At 73.3% G+C, this 1,421-nt stretch carries 2 protein-coding genes; both read left to right on the top strand.

Annotated features, from left to right (window positions below; all coding sequences use genetic code 11):
• Nucleotides 1-168: 168 nt before the first annotated feature.
• Nucleotides 169-858 (top strand): hypothetical protein, encoded by a 690-nt coding sequence (locus ETD83_RS41830; RefSeq protein WP_138650768.1) that lies wholly within the window; start codon nucleotides 169-171, stop codon nucleotides 856-858.
• A 140-nt stretch (nucleotides 859-998) separates the two neighbouring features.
• Nucleotides 999-1,214 carry a hypothetical protein gene (locus tag ETD83_RS41835; protein ID WP_138650769.1) on the top strand — a complete coding sequence of 72 codons (216 nt, stop codon included), beginning with the start codon at nucleotides 999-1,001 and terminating at the stop codon, nucleotides 1,212-1,214.
• Nucleotides 1,215-1,421 lie beyond the last annotated feature (207 nt).

The following is a 1,421-nucleotide window of genomic DNA, read 5'->3' on the forward strand; positions in this document are numbered from 1 at the left end:
GCCCTCCCGAGCCGTATAGGCCCAGGGGGCGACCCCTTCGCCACCCCGGCTTGTGTTCCGTCCAGTGGTGTGACCTGCGTCGTCGAGGGCGGGATGATGGGTGTCGGTGGGGCGGATTATGATCGATGCCGTTTTGGGGTGCGGTGGCGAACACGGGGGAAACGACTGATGATCATCGATGGACGGTTCCACGGGCCGGACGGGTCGGGGAACGGCGGGTACGTGGCGGGGCGCCTCGCGGGGCGGGTGCCGATCGACACGGTGACGGTGACGCTGCGGCAGCCGCCGCCGCTGGACACCGAGCTGACCGTCACGGCGGAGGACGAGCGCGGGCACAGCGTGCGGCTGTGGGACGGGGACCTGCTCATCGCCGAGGCGCTCGCGGGGGCGATCGTGGTGCCGCCGATCGCGCCCGTCCCGTTCGAGGAGGCCCTCGACGCGGCGGAGAAGTTCCGGGCGGTGGAGAATCATCCGTTCCCGCGCTGCTTCGTCTGCGGGCCCGACCGGGAGCCGGGCGCCGGGCTGCGGCTCGAACCGGGTCACGTCGCCGACGGCACGGTCGCGGCGCCGTGGACGCCGGAGCGGGTGCCCGAGCGGGAGCTGGTGTGGGCGGCGCTGGACTGCCCCGGCGGCTGGTCGTTCGACGTGGCGGGCCGCCCGGCCGTGCTCGGCACGATGACCGGGCAGGTCATGGACGTCCCGGACGCCGGCGAGCGGTGCGTCGTGATGGGCCTCGCGCGCAGCCGCGAGGGCCGCAAGATGCACGCGGCGACGGCGCTGTACGGGGCGGACGGGCGGCTGCTGGGCCGCGCCGAGCAGATCTGGATCGAGATCGACCCCGAGCGGTTCGGGCACTGACCGGGCCCCCGCGGCCGATAATCCGTCGGCCGTGAACCATGTCCGGTTCCGCCTGAATTCTCGAAATGTGTCGCCGGACATGGCCAGGCGGCCCGCTCCGGGTGTTCAATCTGAGCTTCCGCGACAACGGAGGCGGGTCCATGGGCGGAAACGCGTTGCTCCTGGTCGGGGTCGCCGCCCTGGCCATCTACACGGGCGTCCACTGGGAACGCGCCCGCCGCGCCGTGCGGGACCTCGAGCTCGGCCGCAGGCGGGTCAACGGGCTGAAGCAGGCCGTGACGCGCGAGCGCGGCCACGTGGCGATCATCACCGTGGTGGTGGTGCTGGCGCTCTACGTGGTGACGAGGTACGGCTAGGCCCGGTGACCCCGGGCCCGCGCGGTGCGTGCGTCAGGGTCCGGCGAAGAGGGGGTCCTCCCGGTCGGCGCCGTTCAGCGGCCGGCCGCGGTTCGGCGGGCCGGGCGGGTTGGCGCCGTGCGGCGGGCGGTTCCCGGTGCCGGGTCCCTGGCCGTCCGGAAGGCTGTCGCTTATACACATCTGGCGCGGCCGACGAATTAGACAGCG

Source organism: Actinomadura soli, from assembly GCF_005889715.1.
GTDB lineage: Bacteria > Actinomycetota > Actinomycetes > Streptosporangiales > Streptosporangiaceae > Spirillospora > Spirillospora soli.

Excerpts from the sequence above, each read along its gene's own strand:
- ETD83_RS41835 (WP_138650769.1), top strand. The coding sequence starts at position 999 with ATGGGCGGAAACGCGTTGCTCCTGGTCGGGGTCGCCGCCCTGGCCATC.
- ETD83_RS41830 (WP_138650768.1), top strand. The coding sequence starts at position 169 with ATGATCATCGATGGACGGTTCCACGGGCCGGACGGGTCGGGGAACGGC.